The organism is Bifidobacterium phasiani, from assembly GCF_019331775.1.
Lineage (GTDB): Bacteria > Actinomycetota > Actinomycetes > Actinomycetales > Bifidobacteriaceae > Bifidobacterium > Bifidobacterium phasiani.
Genome location: NZ_JAHBBD010000019.1, coordinates 18,737 through 33,872 on the forward strand (window position 1 = coordinate 18,737; position 15,136 = coordinate 33,872).

The window sequence follows — 15,136 nt, forward strand, 5'->3', positions numbered from 1 at the left end:
GGAAAGGGTGGCGTGCGACGCGCCGTTGCGCCGCACACCACCCTTGTTCGCCGTCGATTCCGCCGGTGGGATGGAAGGCCGTGGAATCAGTACTTGTTGGCGCCGGATCCGACGAACTGGACCTCGAAGCCACGATGGTAGTGCAGGAACATGTCCGCGCCGTAGCGGTCGACCGGGCGGTGGGTGAACAGCATGCGGATCGCGAACGCGGTCTGCACGTCGTAGGGCAGGTCCATGAACGCCTTGTGTGCATCCCAATAGGGGGTGTGGCAGATGGCGGCGTCCGGCACGTAGGCGTAGCCGTAGCCGTCCTCGTTCACGTAGCCCATGAACGGCAGATCCCAGGCGTCGTGGTCGGTGAGCTGCTGCTTGAAGTCCTCGACCTGGGCCAGCGCCTCGTCGCTGATGCCCAGCTCCTTGGCGACCTTGTTGGCGGCGGCGGTCTTGGCGGCCGCGTCCTCGCCGAACATCGCCAGATCGACGGTGATGACCTTCTTGTTGTTTTCGTCTGCCATATCTGGACCTTTCTGCCGTCGGGTGGGAGCCGACGGTCATGATGATGTGTTCGTTTCGACGTGAAAACGAACAACAGTTTTGATAAACCTCACAGGAAGTTTTTCTGTGTCCGCCGTTGACGTCCGTGATCAACAATAGCACGGTCTGTGAGCTGAAAAGTAAGCAAACACAATGTTGTTATCGCTAACGGAAGGTATTTGGGCCCGCTTTTCGGCGGAATCCCGGGCTTTGGGAATCCATGTAAATTCCATGAAAAATAACATAAGTGATGTTCGGTTGGTGTCGCGTGAGATTTATGTGTTGTTCGTTTGTTCGATTTGTTCGCCGATTGTGTGGTTGCTATGCGAAATGTGCGAATCCGGGAGGGTGCCGCATGGGGAGGACGGGCAACCCGCCCGTCGGGCGTTCGCCACGGGTCATGGGGGCGTCGGGCTACATGGGGGCGTCGGCCGCATGGGGCGCCATGTCGGAGATGCGCCGCATCGGCGGCGCCGGACCGGGCATGGGATCACGGTGTCGCAGGGCGCGGGGCCGCGGTGTCGCAGGGCACGGCGCCGCTTCGGCCATGGGCGTTGGCCGGCCGCGGGCCAACGAATCGCGGGGTGCCGCCCGGAGCGCCGGGACATCCCGTAATCCTCAAGGATGATGCGGCGCCGGCGAAACGGACAGGGCCGGCGAACCGTCATTCCGACGCATGAGTGCGGCGCGGCGGTCCGCGCGGGATGCTGGAACCACACCGCCGGTGGGCGGCGCCGTTACGGACCGCCGCGGTTCCGGATCCGATCCGAAGCCGAGGCGCGGACGGGCGGCGACCGGCGGCGAACGGCGATCGGCCGGGTGCGCGAGTGATGGGCCGCCCGGCCGAACGCCGCCTTCCGCCACGGATGCGTCAGCCGGCCCGGTGACGGCGGGCGGGCGGACCGCTTCCTGCGGTGGCAGGCGGCGGGGCCCGCGGCCGGTCGGCGGGTTATGGACGGACGGCGACGCCCCGGACAAGGAAAGGATGGTACGACGATGTTGGATGTGAACCTGTTCTCGCAGATGGGACTGCTGGTGCTGGGCGGGCCGATGCTGCTGTTCGGCCTGGTCTCGTTCGGCCTCGCCGGCATCACCTACGGGGTGCGCACATTGTGCGCCAAGCCGGCGTGGGAGGGGAGCGCGGTGCGGCCGCTGCTGTTCCTCGGCCTGCTGCTGGTGCTGGTCGGCGGCACCATCACGCTCCCGGCGCTGCCGGCGTTGTTCTCGCTGGTGTTCTGAGCAGCGGCGCTCAGCGCGACGCGGCGTCGATCGCCCTGAGCAGCGAGTCCACGTGCCCCTTCGCGCGCACGTTGTACCGCGCGACCGTGATCGTCCCGTGCTCGTCGACGACGAACGTCGAACGCAGCACGCCGACGTGCGTCCTGCCGTACAGCTTTTTCTCGCCGTAGGCGCCGTACGCGCGGTGCACCGCCAGATCGGCGTCGGACAGCAGCGGGAAGGTCAGATGGTCGCGCTCGCGGAAGCGGCGCAGCTTGTCCGGTGAGTCCTTGGAGATGCCGAGCACCTCGTAGCCCAGGGCGGTCAGGCGCGCGAGGTTGTCGCGGAAGTCGCAGGCCTCGGCGGTGCACCCCGGTGTCATCGCCGCCGGGTAGAAGTACACGATCACCTTGCGGCCGCGCAGCGCGGACAGCGTGACGGTGCCGCCGTCGTCGGCGGGCAGCGTGAAATCCGGGGCGGCGCATCCCGGCGCGAGGTGCTCCGGCAGCGGTTCGGGGGTCGGTGCAGCGGTGGTGTCATCGGTCGTGGTCATGGCGCCATCGTAGGCATGGCGGCGGCGTGTCCGCAATCGCCTCGGCCGTCGGCTGATTCGGCGCGGCGGTTCGGCGGCGCCCGGACGTCGAGTCGGGCGGATGAGCGGTCTGCACGGAGCGTGACCGGGCCGGACGGTGCGGCTGGAACGGACGGCGCGATTGAAACGTCGGAGCAGGTAGCATGGTCAAGTCGGATGCCGTGGCTGAGGCGAACGGCGTGGCCGGAACGGACGGCATGGCCGGGCGATCGCCGCTGTCCATGGCGGACCGTGGAATCGCGGCGGCCGGTGGGACCGCGACGGGGCGGAGGGAGACGGCGATGGACGACACGATGCGGTGGGCCGCGGTGCGGCGCGACACGACGCGGCATGGCACGGCGCAGCGGTCCGCGGCATCGTGCGATACGTCGGTCGAAGCGGCGCCAGCCAGGTCTGCATCGGCCGAAACGATACTGCGCGGGCTGCGCCGCGCCGACTACCCGGTACTGGCCGACCTGCTGCTGCGCACCTGGCATGGCGGCGACGCGGCGGCGAACCGGCGGCGCATCGCGGCCGCCGACCTCGAATCGTGCCTGGCCCGCACCACGCACGCGGCCGTCGCACAGGTCGACGGCGTCGTGGCGGGCGTCATCCTGGGCGGTGTGCGCGGCGCCGGCGGCCGCGCCACGCTTCCGAACCGCCACCTGCTGCGGGCTGCGGGCCTGCTGCTGCCGCTGACGGCCACGCGCGACGGCCGCCGCGACCTTGCGCGGCTGCTGCGCACCGAACGGACCAACCGGGCGCTGTCCGCCGCGGCCGCACGCCGGGGACGACGCTACGACGCCGAGGTCGTGCTGCTGATCCTGGAGCCGTGGGCGCGCGGGCTCGGCCTGGGCGGCCGGCTGTTCGACTGGATGATGGCCCGGTTCCTCCAGGCGGGTGTGCGCGCGTACTTCCTGTACACCGACGGCGGCTGCGACGTCGGGTTCTACGACCACCGCGGGCTGACGCGGCGGGCGGAGATCGACGGACAGCTGCTCTACGACGGATCGCCGGTCGCCCGGCCGCGCCGAATGCCTTGATCCGCCGCGCCCGCCGAAGCCCGGAGAGACCCCGAACCCCCGTGGCCGGGCTTCGGGACCATCCGTGCGAGCGTGCTAGATTCGGTACCGGGAGAAAGGCGGAGCATGCTCAAGGTGGCCATCATCGAGGACGAGAGGCCGGCGGCCGACCTGCTGGCACGGTATGTCGAACGCTACGGCGAGGAGAGCGGCGTCGAGTTCGACATCACGGTCTACGGCGAGCCGACGACCTTCCTGGACACGTACCGGCCGGACTACGACATCGTGTTCATGGACATCGAGATGCCGAACATGGACGGCATGGAGGCCGCCCGACGGCTGCGCGGGATCGACCGGCGCGCGGTGCTCGTCTTCGTCACCAACGTCGCGCGGCTGGCGATCCGCGGCTACGAGGTGGACGCGTACGACTACATCGTCAAGCCCGTGGACTACCGCACGTTCGCACGCAAGCTGCGGGGCGCGGCGATCCGCTGCCGGCGCGACGAGGACTCGCTGATGCTGACCGTCCGGGGCGGCATGCGCCGCATCCAGCTGCGCGACGTCGTATACGTGGAGGTGACTGGCCACACGCTGCACTTCCACAGCCGCGACGGCGGCGAGACCGCCGTCGGTGGGACGATGGGCGACATCGAACGGCGGCTGCGGGAGCACGGGTTCCTGCGCTGCGGCAAGGCGTATCTGGCCAACCGACTGCACATCGCCGACATCGGCGCGGCCTCGCTGACGATGGACGACGGCACGGAGCTGCCGATCGGCCGCGCGTACCGCCGGGCGTTCCTCGAAGGGTTCGCGGCGGCCGAGGGAAACGCGCATGTGGGCTGACGTGGCGCTGCGCGTCGTGCTGCCGCTGCTCAACGGGTTCGTCGTCGAACTCATGGCGTGCGCGGCCATGTTCGTGCACGGGGCGCCGCGACGGCGGCGGTTCGCCGTGCGTGTCGCGCTGTGCGCGGCCGGACTCGTCGGCGTGGCCGTGCTCACGCATTACCGCGTGGGCGTCGTCCCGTACGCGATGATTTCGTCCACGGCGCCATGGGCCGCCACCCCGGCGATGGCACTCCGGTTCGTGCTGCTGTACGCGTGCCTGTACGCGGCGATCCGCCGCTGCTTCGACATCGGCCGATGGCAGGCGGTGTTCGTCGTCGTGGCCGCGGTGTCGCTGCAGCACGCCGTGTACTGCGCGACGCGGCTGCTGACGACGTGGCCGCCGCGCGCCTGGTCGGCCTCGACGCGCTGTGACGAGTCGCTGGCGTTCCTGGCGGTGTCGGCGGCGCTGCTCGCCGTGGGCTACGTGCTGTTCGCCCGGCCGCTGCACGGCACGCTGGAACGTTACGGGGGCAGTCCACGGCTGGTGATGGTGTTCGTCGGCGTGATGCTGTGCGTCGACGTGTTCTCCTGCCAGCTTGACTACTACGCCGGCCTGGGCGAGGTGTCCTCCGGCGCGTACGCGCTGACGATGCTGACGCGCATGCTCATGTGCGTCTTCGTGCTCGTGCTGCTGGACGACATCGTCAACCGCGAGCTGGCCGAACGCGACGACGCGATGCTGCGCGGCATGCTGCGCCAGCAGCGCTCCCAGCTGGAAAGCGACAAGGCCACCATCGACCTGATCAACGTCAAGGCGCATGACATCAAACGGCAGCTGTCGCTGCTCGGCAACCGCATATCGCAGGACGAGATCGACGAGCTGAGCCGGACCGTCGGCCTCTACGACGCCTCGGCGCACACCGGCAACGAGGCGCTCGACGTGCTGCTGACGAACCGCTCGCTGGTATGCGGGCAGCACGGCATCGCGTTCGAGCGCGTCGTCGACGGCACGGCGCTCGGGTTCATGCGGCCGACCGACGTCTACGCGCTGGTCGGCAACGCCGTCGACAACGCGATCGAGGCGGTGGAGAGGCTGGACGGCGACGCGGAGCGCTACGTCAGGCTGACGGTCCGCCGGGACCGGGGCATGGCCCTCATCCACGTGGAGAACCCGTTCGCCGGGCAGGTGCGGTTCGTCGATGGACTGCCGCGCACCAGCAAGGACGACACGCGCAACCACGGCTTCGGCACGCGTTCGATGCGCATGATCGCCCAACGCTACGGCGGGGCGATGACCATGACGGCGCAGCGGGGCGTCTTCCTCGTCAACATCGTGCTGCCCCTGCGCTAGCGCCGCCGGCCGCGGACCCGCGGGAGCCGCGGGGCGGTGGCGTGTCCGATGTCGTTCACGCGCCGAAACCGTCGTTTCTTGCACGGCGGCGCCCGCCCGGACCGCGAATCTGGGAGAGTTCCGGTAGCGGCGTTTCGCTGACGAGCGCCGCAGGATCCAGAACGACAAGGAGAAGCATGAAGGAGCAACGGAAGGCTCTGATCGTGCGCATCGTCAAAACCGTGGTGTCGGTGGCGCTCGCCGCCGTCATCATCGTGGCGATGGCGCTGATCAACCCGCAGCTGAGCACGAACAAGCTGATTTCCAGCCTGATGGGCTACAACCACCAGAGCGTGAACAACCCCGCCGGCGCGGAGGGCGTGGACGCCGAGTACTACACCGCCGACTACACCGCCGAGACGATCAAGGAGGCCGAGGACGCGCTGTACGACCAGATCGCGGCCGAAGGCACCGTGCTGCTGAAGAACGACGACGACGTGCTGCCGATGCAGAATGGCACCACGTTCAGCTTCTTCAGCGCGAACAGCGTGGACGGCACGTCGACGGCCGCCGGCTTCCTCGGCGGTTCGGCGGACTCGACCGTCACGCTGCAAAGCGCGTTCACCGCCGCGGGCTTCGGCGTCAACCAGCGGCTCTGGGACTTCTACGCCACCGGCGCCGGCGAGCAGTACGGACTGGCGTCCGGCTCGGTGAACTACGGCGACGCCGAGGACTTCCGGATCAACGAGGCGCCGCTGTCCGCGCTCGAGGCCGAGGACGGGCTGCTCGAGTCGGTCGAGGGCACCGTGCCGGTGTACGTGCTCAGCCGTGTTGTCGGCGAGGGCCGCGACATGCCGCGCTCGATGTACAACCACGCCGACTCGCAGGAGGACAAGGAGCGCAGCTACATCGAGCTCGACTCCACCGAGCGCGAGCTCATCGGATACCTCAACGACCACTACGACGACGTGGTCCTGCTGGTCAAGTCCAGCGCCGCGATGGAGCTCGACTGGCTCGACGAGTACCCCAGCATCAAGGCCGTCGTCTATTCGCAGAACGTGACGAACGCGCTCGCCAAGGTGTTCTCCGGCGAGATCAACCCCTCCGGCCGCACCGTGGACACCTTCGTCGCGGACGCGCTCGCCTCGCCGGCCGCCCAGAACTTCGGCAGCTACCGGTACGTCGACGGCGACGGCGAGATGACGAAGTACAACTACGTCGACTACGCCGAGGGCATCTACGTGGGCTACAAGTACTACGAGACCCGTTACGAGGACAAGGTGCTCGGCCAGGGCAACGCCGGCGACTACGACTACGCGAGCGAGGTCGTGTATCCGTTCGGCTACGGCCTGAGCTACACCGACTTCGAATGGAGCGACTTCTCCGTGGAGGAGGACGGCGACGGGTTCGTCGCGCGCGTGACCGTGACCAACACCGGCGACGTGGCGGGCAAGGACGTCGTGGAGCTGTACGCGCAAAGCCCGTACACCGACTACGACCGCGAGAACGCGGTGGAGAAGGCGTCGGTGAGCCTGGTCGGCTTCGGCAAGACGCAGGAGCTGGAGCCCGGCGCGAGCCAGAGCGTCGAGATCGCGTTCGACAAGGAGCAGCTCAAGTCGTACGACTACACGACCGCGAAGACCTACATCCTCGACGCCGGCGACTACCGCTTCACCGCGGCCGCGAACGCCAACGAGGCCACCAACAACATCCTGGCCGACAAGGGCATGACCGAGGCCGACGGCATGACCGCCGACGGCGACGCCGCGATGGTGGCCCGCTGGACCCCGGAGAACGACGAGGTCGACACGACCACGTACGCGACCGACACGAAGACCGGCGCGGCGATCACCAACGTGTTCGACGCGGCGAACGACCCCGAGGTCACCTACCTGACGCGCTCTGACTGGACCGGCACGTTCCCGAAGCACTACGGCGAGCCGTCCGACGAGATCAACACGTGGGGCAACGAGATCAACTGCACCGACGCCGACGGCAACAACGCCTCGTGCACGTACGTGAGGCAGGCCGGCGACGAGCTCATCGCGCAGCTGGACAGCACCGACTCGGGCACCGACGTCGACCCGTCCACGCTGGACGACACCCCGGTGCTCGGCGAGGACAACGGGCTGACCGTGGCCGACCTGCGCGGCGCCGACTACGACGACGAGCGCTGGGACGACCTGCTCGACCAGCTGACCGCCGACGACTACAACCAGCTGATCATCTTCTCCGGCTACGGCATCGACTACATCGATTCGGTGCAGAAGCCGTTCCAGACCGACGCCGACTCGGCCACCGGCTGGGTCTACGGCGGCACCGGGCACTCGTTCCCCAGCGTGATGATGCTCACCCAGACCTACAACCAGGACCTGGCCGAGCGGCTGGGCGAGATCATCGGCAACGAGGCGCTGCTCGGCGGGGCGAACGGCTGGTACGCCCCGGCCATGAACATCCACCGCACCCCGTTCACCGGGCGCAACGGCGAGTACTACTCCGAGGACGGGTTCCTGTCCGGTGCGATGGCCTCGCTGGAGGTCAAGGGCGCCGCGACCAAGGGCGTGTACAGCTACATCAAGCACTTCGCGCTCAACGACCAGGAGAACCACCGCGGCGACCGCCCCGGCAACTACTCGGTGGCCACGTGGTCGAACGAGCAGGCGATCCGCGAGCTGTACCTCAGGCCGTTCGAGATGTGCATGAAGCTCGACGACATGGAGATCAGCTATGTGCAGCGCAACGACGACGGCTCCTACGAGAACGCCACCGCCACGGTCCCCGCGAGCATGGGCGTGATGACCTCGTTCAACCGCATCGGCGCCACCTGGACCGGCGGCTCGCACGCCCTGATCCAGGACCTGCTGCGCGACGAGTGGGGCTTCAACGGCCTGATCATCACCGACAACGCCAACACCGGCGTGTTCATGAGCCCGTACCAGATGCTCGAGGCAGGCGCCGACGTCAAGCTGCTCAACGTGGCCGAGGACCCGACCGGCGAGAGCCTCGACCTGTCCGATCCGGCGACCTACCATTACGCGCGCGAGGCGATGCACCACCTGCTGTACGTCGTGGCGAACACGAACTGCATGAACGGCGCGCTGCCGGGCGCCACGTTCACCTTCTACAACCAGATGACGGTGATCCAGGTGATCTTCAACGTGGTGTGCGGCGTGCTGCTGGCGCTGCTGGCGTTCTTCTCCGTGTGGCGCTGGCTGCCGTGGACCATCCGCCGCGTGGCCGCCCGCAAGGAGCGTCGCGCCGCCAAGCGCGCCGCGAAGAAGGCCGGCAAGGCGTGATCTGACGCACTTTCCCTCCCTCCTCTCTGAAAACCGTACATCTCAGGTCGCTGAGATGTACGGTTTTCCTTTTCTTATGAGATTCTTATGAGACGAGGGTGTCGGAGCGGCGGACGCGGGCGTTGATCCGGCGAATCAGCGTGCCCAGGCCCATGCCGATGAGTGAGTGGGCGGCTCCCAGCGGAATCATGATGAGCTGAGGCGGATTGATATTGCCGGTAACCACCGTGTTGGCCATCGCGAACGTTCCGTATTCGGCGAGCATGTACATGACGCCGAACACGAGCAGGCCAAGCCATTTCCATGTGCCGAAGGAATCGTACAATCCGATGGCCAGCGATGTGATCACCGTAGTCAGCGGCAGGATGATCCATAGGAAGAGGATGGTGAAGCCCATCGCGTCGGCACCGCTGGTGAAGCACCAGAATATGACCAGTATCAGCGCCCAGACTGCGAGATACGCAGCGGCGACGATGATTTCCGAACGATGTCGTCGGTTGCCTGTCGTCATGGGGCGGCCCTCCTTTCCGGCGTCGTTGCCGGGTGGACGGTGGGTGATGATTCCATGATAGCGAGGCCGGGAACCGGACGCGTTGCGGAACGACGACGGTGCGCGGCATCTCCGGTGTACGCAGGGGGCCGCCCTCCCGCGCGCTTCCTGCAATGGGACGCAGCACCGCAGCACAACCGACGTACTCCAGGGAGAGATCATCGATGACCGGACACCGCACTCCGCGCGCGACGGACGCAACAGCCGCGCCAGACGCAGCCGCCGTAACGGGCGCGGCACGCGCGGCGCTCGCAACGGGCACGGCAGCCGCCGCACGGCGCCGTCACCCTGCTCGGCTTTCAGATCGCGCCGTTCACGCCGCCGCACATTCCGGTGAAGGACGCGGTCTGGGCCGTCGTGCTGCGGCTTGGTCTGGCCGTGGCCCTCGCCTGCGCGCTGACGTACGGCGCACCCGTCGGCCCGCTCGTCGCCACCACGCACGCCATCGGATTCGCCGCCGCGGTCGGTGTGGTCCGGCTGGCGCACTGGTACTACGCGCGGTGGCGCGGGGAGTCGGGGCAGGACCACCCGCATGCGGTGACCGTGCTGCGCACCATACTATGCTGCGTCGCGATGATGCTGGCGACGGAGCTTGTCGCGCGATGCTGGTTCGTCGCGCGGACGTCCCTGTCTGGCACGCCGGAACTCGCGGCGGCATGGCTGGCGGTGCGCGGGGCGGTCGTCGGCGGATTCCTGTCGACCGGTTTGCCGGCCACCGTGCCGCTTATCCCCGTGGTGCGGCTGCTGGACCGGCTGTACCGCAGCCTGTCCGCCCGCTGGGAGCCGTCCGAGGCGATGTGGTGGGGCGACTCGGTCGCCGGCACGCGCTGTACGGGTTCGCGGTCATGGCGGTCAGCGCCTCCGCGCTCATGCTGTACACCCGTTTGACCGACGGCTGGACGCTGTGGTTCGAGGGCGGCTGGACGGACAGCATCGCCGCGCTTGTCTCGCAGCTGGCCGCATCCGGCACGCTCGGCACGTTGGTACTCTGGGCGGTGTGCGCGGTCGTGCTCGACCGTCTGGATCTGGCCGTCGGGACGCGGCGACGGACGGAACGCCATGTGGCATTGGATCGAATGCGCCCTGCACGCGGCGCGCTTTCTGACCTACGCGTGGTTCGCGGCGACCGCGCTGTGCAAACTGGTGTACCTGATGTACCCGGACGCTATAGTCTACTGGCTGCTGCCGGCGCTGGTTCGCTCGGTGGTGTTCTCGCCGGCGATGGTCGGCGCGGTGGCGTGCGCGTACGTGGTGACGTATGGATGGCGGGCGTACCAACGGTGGCGTGACGCGCCGCTGCAGGTGTGGATTGCGTCGCATTATCGGGGCGACCGGCCGACGCCGCGACCGCTGGTCGTGCGATGCGCGGCCTGGCTGGTGCGGTTGGCCGCGTTCTGTGCGGTGGCGGCGCTGTTTGTCGCCGGCATCGGACGGGCGGTCGTCAACGGGTCGCTGCAGGCTGTGATGGTCGTGGTGCGGGATGCGATTGGCGGGGCGCTCGCGCGGCCGAACCATTGGGGCATGGTCGTGATCGTCGTGGCGGCGGCCGTGGCAGTGGTGCTTGGATTGGCGGTGGTGCTGGCGGTGATGTCGGGCGGCGGTGGCGGGCTGGGCTCGCCGGGGGAGGGGTTGCCGGGAGCGGCGCCACGATTGGCGGCGCGGTTGCCGGTGGCGGTGCCGGTGGGGATGCCGGCGGGGGTATCGGCGGGGCCGCGTCCTTCGGATCGGGCGGGCGGTCGACGACGGTGCGCGACCGCTACGGCCGGAAGCTCGCCATTATCGAGGAGAGCGACTCGCCGCTGTTCCGCACCCGTGTGACCGACCGCTACGGCCGGACCATCGGGCATGTGGACGAGGGGCTGTTCGGCGACCCGCGCGTGACGATCGATGACGACGAATACCGCGTGTGCGGCGCGGTGCTCGGCTCGGACCGGATCGTCTCGAAGAACGGCGAGGACATCGGGCGCATCGAGCGCGACGACGACGGGGGCGCGCGCTATCGCGGGCGGTAGTGCGGGGCCGGAATACTGACGCTTGTTGGGGTGATGTACCGTAAATCCGTATAGATGGCTCTGTTTTGTTACATTGGGACCCTGAAATCGGTTTGATTTTGTTACGATCGATGCGCTGAATCGGCTCTGTAATGTACATGCCGGTCGGTAACGCTGAATGTAATCGACTGAACGGTGGGGGATTCGATTGCGGGTAACACCCACATATCTATGAACCGTAATTCAGAGGTATTTCATCGCCGCAAGATATCGCCGTAGCGCGCGTTCAGGCCGGCGTCCACACGTTTGAATTCGGGGATGTAATCGTTGATGATGACGGTGACGAGTCGTGCCGCCTTGTCTCCGTCGTACACGTGCGCGGAATCGTTGCGGTCGCGCAGCATGCGTAGCCAGAGTTGCTCGTCCATGAATTCGTAGTATTGGAACGCCGCCTTGATGGTGTCGCGCGGGGATCCTGATGCGGCGACAGGGTCTCCCTCGTAGGCGAGTAGCGCCTTAAATAGTTTCCACCCCAGTTCGAATTGCAACTCGAATTTGTCGATGATGCCGCTTTGCACGAATTCATTGGACAGGTCCTGCTGTGGCGCTTGCTCGAGTGTGGACAAGGCCGCCGCATAATTGTCATATTTTTTCATAAAGCACTACCCCGTCCCGGTCGATTTCGTCCCTCAGCTCGGAGGATATCGGTTCGTCCATGTTGACGATGTCGAGTTTGAGCAGGGACCACAGTTCATCATTGAGTTTGGTTTTCAGCGCATCGAAATCGGCGCAGCCGCGAATGGCGAGGTCGATGTCGCTTTTCGGCCGATTATCACCGCGCGCACGGGAACCGAACAGAAGCACCTGTTTCGCCTCAGCATCGGCTGCGAATTCAGCGATTTGTCGATACACGTCTTCGATGGGAACCATGGTCGACCTCCTTGCTCACCATCATAGGAGTTGCGGGTGGTTCGGACGCATTTCGCCGGTATTTTCCACTGTCATACGCGCGGCGCGACAATCGTGTCGTTTGGCTTAATCCATTGGATGTCCGGGAACGGGGAGCCGCCATAATCGGCTTGCGCTTCAGTCGTCGGTGTCGATCGGGTATTTGCGCGCGTTCTTGGCCATCTTGTCCCGGATGATGTCATCCAGATCGAAACCGAGTTTGTCGGCGAGCATGATGCTGTAGATCATCACGTCGGCGATTTCTTCGTGGACGTGCTCAAGGTCGCCGTCCTTCGGTTCGTCACTCCATTGGAAGCATTCGAGCAGTTCGGCCGCCTCGATGCTTACGGATTTGGCGAGGTTGCCGGGCGTGTGGTACCGGGCCCAATCACGCTCGCGGACGAAGGTGCGGATGAGATCGATAGTGGAGTCGGGAATCATGGGATAAGTATATGGCGATTATGGCGGTGGGCCGCCGGTCGGTTACGGCGGATGTCGGCGTCGTTACCGTATGGCCGGGGCGGGAGGCATACAATGAATGCATGTCCGACAACGACCTGCCTCTTCCCGTTATCGTGCGCGTCCCCTATGCCGACATCAATACGGAGAAGATTCAGACGAGCATTCATGCCCAACTGTTTCCCTCGGCGACCGGTCGGAGCAGTGCGGAAAGCGAGGTGGAGCGCATGACGCTCCACCTGCTGTTCGGGTACCCGACGGTGTACATCGTGTATGCGCAGGAGCGTAATAAGTATTCCGGTCGTCCCGAATATACGGTTTATGTGGGGGAGACCAACAACATCCGCGCTCGGACGTTGCAGCATCGGCGCGCGGATGCCGCGAACCGAGAGGATTGGCGTGACTTGGCGAGGCGGCTGGACGAAGATCCGGATTCGGTCTGGCAGTACATCATCGGCAACGCGCATTTCAACAAATCGCTGACGTTGGACGTCGAAAACAAACTGATGCATTTTCTGCTGAGCAGCGAAGCGGTCAGGAGCCTGAACAACAGACGTACCAACGCTCAGGGCGATTACTATACACAGAAGGAATTCGACCGCCTTTTCTCGCAGATATGGCTTGATCTGCACAAGCAGGATCCGAATCTGTTCCCGTCGGAGCAGATCATTCGCGATTCGGCGCTGTTCAAGGCCTCGCCGTTCCACCAACTGAGCGACGAACAGATCGAGGCCGAGGAAACCATACTGAACGCCTTGGAGCGGATACTGCAGCCGGATGCTGAACCGTCCGATACCGATGCTCGGAATGAGCACGATGACGTTCAGACGACATCGGATGCGGGGACAACCAAGAAGCAAGATCCCGTTCCGCGGCTGATATTCGTTCAAGGTGCGGCCGGTACCGGTAAAACGGTTCTGCTGAGCCATCTGTTCTATCGTTTGTCGACGGAACTCGGAATCCGCGGCCTGATCGACGATGCCGGCGAAGACGATTGGAAGGACTTCCCGAACCGTTTGAATGGAACCGAACCGGCGATGCCGGCGTCCGGGGAACAATATAAGGCATACATCCTGGTGAACCACAAACAGCAGGAGAAGGTGTACAACCAGATCGCCACCAAACTCGGGCTGCAGAAGAAATCCGACGACGTGGTGATGTTGCCGTCGCAGTTCATCAACCGATTCAGCGAACCGCTGATCAGTGAGAAGGGGACGTTGACGAATCGCGGCGACCCCGACAAACCGCGAGGCAAGGCCGATGTGGTGCTGATCGATGAGGCGCACCTGCTCCTGACACAAGGAAGCCAAGGGTATTCGGGCAAGTATATGCTGCTTGACATACTGCGCAGAGCCAAGGTCGTCATCGCCGTGTTCGACCCGAACCAGGTTCTGCAGAGCGCGCAACGATGGACAAAGGATCAGCTTGATGTGCTTCTACCGTCTTGTGATGGTTCGGATTCCGACTCGGAAGGCGCCGCGCTGCAGCCGTTCAAGCGGGTGACCCTTGAAGACCGTACGTTTGATGTCAGCCATATCCGCCTTCGCCATCAGTTCCGTATCGCTGCCGGGGAACCGACCATCACATGGGTGGACGATTTTGCCGGGGGAGTGGGCATTGGCCCGATTCCTCGGGACACGGATGAGTTGAACCCCGATGGGTCGGTGAAGCGTCACGCCTATGACATCAAGGTGTTCGATTCGCCGGTGGAGCTGTTCAAAGCCATCAGGGAGAAGTCGAAGTTGAAAGCTGGCGGAGTGGATGGACATGGCCTGTCGCGCGTGGTGGCGACGTACGACTGGGCCTATAAGGATGGGAAACCGAATCCCGACAGTCCGGACGGACGATGGGACGTCGAAATGCATCGCAATGCCGACGGTGTCTGGGTGATGGGCCTGGATCCGGATGACCGGCGTGGCTTTGATGCGGATGATCCGGACGGAGATCCTGATCGCTTCTGCCATCCGTGGAATTATCAGTTGCCGAATCCGAACCGGAAAAGAGGCGTGCATGATGATGCGGCTTGGGCGGAGCAGCCGCATACCATCGAGGAAGTGGGTTCGACCTATACCATCCAAGGGTTTGATTTGAACTATGTCGGCGTGATTATCGGGCCGTCGGTGAAGTACCGTGACGGTCGGATTGTGTTCGATGGCTCAGCCAGCAAGAATGACAAGGCCACGCAGAAGCGCGGCAGCGTCATTGACTACAGTGAGGCCAATCTGCGGAATGAGTTGAATGTGCTGCTCAAGCGTGGCGTGCATGGACTGTATTTGTTTGCGGTGGATGAGGAGTTGCGGAGGCGGCTGGTTTCTGCAATAAGAATGAGCTTTTTTTGAAAGATTTGTCGTGCTCTGCTTCAATACGATGAGCATATAATGTGTACATCGTT

At 65.2% G+C, this 15,136-nt stretch carries 15 protein-coding genes; 9 read left to right on the forward strand and 6 right to left on the reverse strand.

The genetic code is table 11. The features are described from left to right. Positions 1–86 precede the first annotated feature (86 nt). Entirely contained in the window at positions 87–515 is a 429-nt protein-coding gene (locus KIH73_RS08130) for a glycerophosphodiester phosphodiesterase (protein ID WP_219082374.1), read from the reverse strand. Between the two features lie 1,015 nt (positions 516–1,530). Here KIH73_RS08130 and KIH73_RS08135 point away from each other — a divergent pair. Then, positions 1,531–1,773 (forward strand): hypothetical protein, encoded by a 243-nt coding sequence (locus tag KIH73_RS08135; protein ID WP_219082375.1) that lies wholly within the window; start codon positions 1,531–1,533, stop codon positions 1,771–1,773. A 10-nt stretch (positions 1,774–1,783) separates the two neighbouring features. Here KIH73_RS08135 and bcp read toward each other — a convergent pair whose 3' ends face one another. Next, the gene (bcp, locus tag KIH73_RS08140) at positions 1,784–2,305 is read right to left on the reverse strand and encodes a thioredoxin-dependent thiol peroxidase (RefSeq protein WP_219082376.1); all 522 of its coding nucleotides are present in this window, start codon (positions 2,303–2,305) and stop codon (positions 1,784–1,786) included. 320 nt (positions 2,306–2,625) lie between these two features. Here bcp and KIH73_RS08145 point away from each other — a divergent pair, with 320 nt between their 5' ends. From KIH73_RS08145 to KIH73_RS08160, 4 genes are all read left to right on the forward strand, one after another. Beyond that, positions 2,626–3,366, forward strand: coding sequence for a GNAT family N-acetyltransferase (locus KIH73_RS08145; RefSeq protein ID WP_219082377.1), 741 nt, complete (start codon positions 2,626–2,628; stop codon positions 3,364–3,366). A gap of 105 nt (positions 3,367–3,471) precedes the next feature. Further along, positions 3,472–4,188, forward strand: a complete 717-nt coding sequence (locus KIH73_RS08150) for a LytR/AlgR family response regulator transcription factor (RefSeq protein ID WP_219082378.1) — start codon at positions 3,472–3,474, stop codon at positions 4,186–4,188. Further along, a complete protein-coding gene (locus KIH73_RS08155) occupies positions 4,178–5,521 on the forward strand; it encodes an ATP-binding protein (protein ID WP_219082379.1) in 1,344 nt (447 codons plus the stop codon). Before KIH73_RS08150 ends, KIH73_RS08155 begins: the two co-directional genes overlap by 11 nt. Before the next feature lie 176 nt (positions 5,522–5,697). Continuing rightward, the gene (locus tag KIH73_RS08160; RefSeq protein ID WP_219082380.1) at positions 5,698–8,796 is read left to right on the forward strand and encodes a glycoside hydrolase family 3 N-terminal domain-containing protein; all 3,099 of its coding nucleotides are present in this window, start codon (positions 5,698–5,700) and stop codon (positions 8,794–8,796) included. An 85-nt stretch (positions 8,797–8,881) separates the two neighbouring features. On the opposite strand, the gene KIH73_RS08165 is transcribed toward KIH73_RS08160, so the two are convergent. Then, positions 8,882–9,307, reverse strand: coding sequence for a hypothetical protein (locus KIH73_RS08165; RefSeq protein ID WP_219082381.1), 426 nt, complete (start codon positions 9,305–9,307; stop codon positions 8,882–8,884). Between the two features lie 372 nt (positions 9,308–9,679). On the opposite strand from KIH73_RS08165, the gene KIH73_RS08170 reads away from it, so the two are divergent. From KIH73_RS08170 to KIH73_RS08180, 3 genes are all read left to right on the forward strand, one after another. Further along, positions 9,680–10,234: a hypothetical protein gene (locus KIH73_RS08170; protein ID WP_219082382.1), complete on the forward strand. Its 555-nt coding sequence runs from the start codon at positions 9,680–9,682 to the stop codon at positions 10,232–10,234. 171 nt (positions 10,235–10,405) lie between these two features. Beyond that, complete coding sequence (locus KIH73_RS08175; RefSeq protein WP_219082383.1) at positions 10,406–11,164, forward strand: hypothetical protein; 759 nt, start codon at positions 10,406–10,408, stop codon at positions 11,162–11,164. Then, positions 11,161–11,358 (forward strand): hypothetical protein, encoded by a 198-nt coding sequence (locus tag KIH73_RS08180; RefSeq protein WP_219082384.1) that lies wholly within the window; start codon positions 11,161–11,163, stop codon positions 11,356–11,358. The genes KIH73_RS08175 and KIH73_RS08180 overlap by 4 nt, the downstream gene beginning before the upstream one ends. 233 nt (positions 11,359–11,591) lie before the next feature. Here KIH73_RS08180 and KIH73_RS08185 read toward each other — a convergent pair whose 3' ends face one another. The 3 genes from KIH73_RS08185 to KIH73_RS08195 form a co-directional block, all read right to left on the reverse strand. Further along, the gene (locus KIH73_RS08185; protein ID WP_219082385.1) at positions 11,592–11,993 is read right to left on the reverse strand and encodes an HI0074 family nucleotidyltransferase substrate-binding subunit; all 402 of its coding nucleotides are present in this window, start codon (positions 11,991–11,993) and stop codon (positions 11,592–11,594) included. Then, positions 11,980–12,267 (reverse strand): nucleotidyltransferase family protein, encoded by a 288-nt coding sequence (locus KIH73_RS08190; protein ID WP_219082387.1) that lies wholly within the window; start codon positions 12,265–12,267, stop codon positions 11,980–11,982. Before KIH73_RS08190 ends, KIH73_RS08185 begins: the two co-directional genes overlap by 14 nt. A gap of 156 nt (positions 12,268–12,423) precedes the next feature. Next, positions 12,424–12,726, reverse strand: coding sequence for a nucleotide pyrophosphohydrolase (locus tag KIH73_RS08195; protein ID WP_219082388.1), 303 nt, complete (start codon positions 12,724–12,726; stop codon positions 12,424–12,426). A 101-nt stretch (positions 12,727–12,827) separates the two neighbouring features. On the opposite strand from KIH73_RS08195, the gene KIH73_RS08200 reads away from it, so the two are divergent. After that, positions 12,828–15,083, forward strand: coding sequence for a DUF2075 domain-containing protein (locus tag KIH73_RS08200; RefSeq protein WP_219082389.1), 2,256 nt, complete (start codon positions 12,828–12,830; stop codon positions 15,081–15,083). Positions 15,084–15,136: the final 53 nt, after the last annotated feature.